Source organism: Roseateles sp. P5_B10, assembly GCF_056400485.1.
Window position 1 is genome coordinate 1 of record NZ_JBFULE010000499.1, and the last position, 3,921, is coordinate 3,921.

Annotated in this window: 3 protein-coding genes; all 3 read right to left on the reverse strand. The window is 66.2% G+C overall.

The window, feature by feature from the left end; genetic code table 11:
• Nucleotides 1–1,177, reverse strand: a 1,177-nt coding sequence (locus AC1DU6_RS22670) for a glycoside hydrolase 43 family protein (protein WP_477859770.1), incomplete at its 3' end; no start/stop codon positions are given.
• 52 nt (nt 1,178–1,229) lie between these two features.
• Nucleotides 1,230–3,185, reverse strand: a complete 1,956-nt coding sequence (locus AC1DU6_RS22675) for a glycoside hydrolase family 127 protein (protein ID WP_477859771.1) — start codon at nt 3,183–3,185, stop codon at nt 1,230–1,232.
• A gap of 67 nt (nt 3,186–3,252) precedes the next feature.
• On the reverse strand, nt 3,253–3,921 hold a 669-nt coding region (locus tag AC1DU6_RS22680), incomplete at its 5' end, for a hypothetical protein (protein WP_477859773.1).

Below are 3,921 nucleotides of genomic sequence, written 5' to 3' on the forward strand. Positions count from 1 at the left end.
GAGTGAGCGTGTTCGGGGCTTCGAGCAGCGTGGAAACGACCCGGCTGGTGGTGAGGCTCAGGTAACCCGGGCGCTTGGTGAGCGACCAGTCATGGGGCTTCGGGTTGTGATTCCATTGCCAGGCCAGCGGCAGGGCGGGGTCGCCGGGCCGGCGGTCGAATTCGTCGGAGGCGACGATGCCGGAGGCTCCCGAGACGCCCTGTGCGCCGGCGGGGATRTCGAGCGTCATGGGTGCCTTGCCGTTTTCGCCGAGCACGGGCCAGCCGTCTTTCCAGGTCACCGGCACGAGGTAGGGGATGCGACCGACGGCCGCGTTGTCCTTGAAGAGATAGGCGTACCACTTGCCTTCCGGGGTGTCGATCAGGCCGCCCTGGGCGATACCGCGGTCATCGAGCGCGATGCGACCTTCGTAGGGGCCGTCGATGGCGTCGGCGCGGTGGATGGTGACGGTGCGTGCCCAACGGCTGCCGGGTGAGGCAATGTTGAACAGGTAGTAGCGGCCGTTGGCCTTGAAAAGCTGCGAGCCTTCGCCCTTGAGCCCGCCCTGGTCGGCGCCGAAGAGGGCGTTGACGTTTTCGACGATGACCTTGTTCACGCCGCCGGGCTTGATGCCGGAGAGATCCGGTTTCATCTCGGTGAGCATGATTCGGCCGCCCCCGTAGACCATGTAGACGCGACCGTCGTCGTCGAAGAACAGACTGTGGTCACCCAGCAAGGGCTCGAAGCTCGTCTCCTTCCACGGGCCGCGTTCCGGATCGCGCGTGGTGTAGATGTGGGTGCGACCCGTGTTGGCGGCGAACGTAGAGGCATGGAATACGCCGTCGTGGTAACGCAGGCTGCTGGCCCAGGAGCCTTCACCGTAGGCGTTCTTGCCGTTTTCGAGGCGCAAGGCGTCGTTGTCGGCAAGGGTTTGATAGGCRTASGAGGCCATGSTCCAGTTSACCAGGTCCGTCGACTTCATGATCGGCAGGCCYGGGCTCATGTGCATCGTCGTGCTGCTCATGTAGTAGGTCTTGCCTACSCGAATGATGGCGATGTCCGGGACGTCGGCCCAGATAAGAGGGTTATGAGCAGGATCGACCTGCATCTCCTTAGGGGCCGGTGCCGCTGAAAGGGGCTGAGACGTGATGCAGGCAAGGACGAGGGCCAGCAGGAGGGAAGAAAACGGTCGGCTCATGGGGTGGGGTCAGGTTGTCAGGGTTGGTCCAAGTTCTTGTCTATGGAGGTCATCACTGCGGGCTTCGCCAGTACAAGTTGTAGTAGCCGTGCGCGATTCTGTGGAACGGCAGCAGTTCGTACTCCTCCCCAAGGCCCGGCCCGCTCAGATGGAACATCAGCGGGCCAGTACCGCGCCGGACCGCCCCATCAAGGCCGGTGCCAGGCAGGGGTAGCGGGAGGATCTCCAGCGGCTCCTTGAACGTCTTGCCATACGACACGTTCCATGCCACCAAATCGGCACCGGGCGCCATGGCGGGGCCGGCGACGCGCGCGGCCAGCACCAGGGGGCCGTACATGAGCGCCGCAATCTGGGGCGCGTTCGGCAACGGTGCCAGATGCACATGCATCGGCAGGTCGATATCCAGGACGTCGCCGTTGCGCCAGGTGCGCGCGAGCTCCACGTAGCGCCCGGCCTTGTCGCTGGCCATGAGTTGGCGGCCGTTCAGGCGCACGCTCAGCTGCCGGCACCAGCCCGGGTGGCGCAGCTTGAGGACAAGCTTTGTGGGCCGCTCCAGCCGTAGCGTCAGGCGGCTGGCGCCGCGCTCGGGAAACGTGGTCGTCTGGCGCAGATGCACACCCTGGTCGGCCCAATGCAGATCCGACGCAATGTATTGATTCACATACAGCACTTCCCGACGGTGGAAATAGATGGAATCGCCGTGCTTGGCGTGACTTTCCATCCCCGTGCCGGTGCAGCAGAAGAACGAATGCTCATGCGTGCAGTAGCGCTTCGGATAGGTGCGCCGGGTGGCTTGGAAGTAGGTGAACATGCCACTGTCCGGGTCCTGGGAGGCGAGGATGCCGTTGAACAAGGCACGTTCGTAATAGTCGGCGTAAGCGGCCGATGGTTGCGCGGCGAACAAGGCTTGCGTCAGACGCAGCATGTTGTAGGTGCAACAGGTTTCCATGGTCGAGGCCGAGGCCAGATGCTTCTCGAATTCGGCGGGCGGAAAGAAATGCTCGTTGTCGCCATGCCCCCCCGTCGCAAACGAGCGCTGCTCGACTACCGTGCGCCAGAAGTAGCGCGCGGCCTGCCGGTAATGCGCCTGTCCCGTGAGTCCGTGCAGCCGGGCGAAGCCGATCACCTTGGGAATCTGCGTGTTGGCGTGCAAGCCGTCGAGGGTGTCGCGCCCTTCGGCAAGCGGCGTGAGCAGGGCCCGGTGGYTGAAGCGCTCAGCCAGGCGCAGGTAGCGCGCCTCCCCGGTCAGCGCGTGCAGGTCCGCCAGCACTTCGGCCATGCCGCCGTGCTCCAGATCGAGCATTTTTTGAAAGCGCGGCTCGTCGACCGGCCGCGCGGCCTCGTCGACCCAGTCGCCGATACGCACCAGGACCGCGAGCGCCTGGGTGTTCCCCCGGTGCAGATACGCGTCGCGCAGACCGGCCATCAACTTGTGCAGGGTGTACCAGGGCACTCCAACGACAGGGCGGCCTGCCAGGCAATTGCGCAGTTGCGTATCGCCATCGGGGAAGCCGCACACCAGGCCGCCGGGCGCCGCTGCCTGGCAGGCCTGCAGCTCACTGACGACGTAGTCGATCCTGGCGCGCAGCCCCTCCCGTCCGGTGGATGCCCACAACATTGAGCAGGCGCTCAAAAAATGGCCCAGGGTGTGGCCCGGGCAAAGCCCTTCCGCCTCCCATCCGCCGTACACCGGCGCCTTCGGAGCGAGTCCCGCATTTTTCCGGAAGTTGTGCAGCAAGCGGTCGCAGTTGAGCGACTCGAGGTAGAGCGCGTTGAGGCTCTGGGACTTGCGAAAAGGACCGTCGAGCAGCCGCACATCCGACAAGGGGAAAGGCTGCGCGGTTTCGCTCTCACTGTCTCTCTCTTCGGCCTCGGCTGGCATGCCAAGCAGCAGCGGCGCAACGGCGATGGCTTGCAGCAGGTGCCGTCGTAGTTGATCCGCCGGGACCCCGTCGCCCCGGGCGACACCGGCGGTCGATACCTTGCAGGTGATCTTCTGAGTTTTCATATTGATACGGTTGCCATGTCCGACCCGCCGATGGCGAACCCAGCGGCCTGGGGCCAGCTCCGCATGGCTAGCGCGCGTAGAGCGCGAACGCGAAGTCCATGGGTCGGCCCTCACGGTCCTTCAACGGCCGGTCGTCGAGGCTGGCCTCGCCGCCGGCATAGACGTCGCTGCGGCTGGCGCGCAGATTGATCGTCAGCGCATCCTTCTGGCCCTGCAGCGCCAGCGCATAGCGGCGGCCGGACTTCAGCACGACCAGCGGATGGGCGCTGAAGTCAAAGCTCAGCAGCCCTGCTCCTTGCGGCCGGTAGGCGATGGCCAGGCCCTCGCCCGCGCCGAGCAGTTCGGTGCCGGCCTCCACGTCGCGCAGCGACAGGCGCAAGCTGCGCGTGGCATCCGTGCCGTGGCCGTCGCCGGCGTACAGGCTGAGCCGGCCCAGTGCGATGTCGGCGCGCGGCACGAAGGTCTGCACCAGGCGGCTGGCGCCGCCGCCGTCGCGATGGAAGCCCACCGGTTCAGGGGCCTGCTCGAAAGGCCGGGTGACGGAGGCCAGCGCCGGGCTGCCAGGCCAGGTTTCGGGATAGCCCTGGGCAAACTGCTGGACGGCCACGCGGGGGTCGGAGCGGCCCGGGTCCGCCAGCGCGGGCACCTTGCCGGTGGGCGGCTTGGGCGGCGCACTGATGCCGGCCTCGGTCTGCGTCACGGGCCACATGCGGCCGTCGGCGTCGTAGTAGAGGTA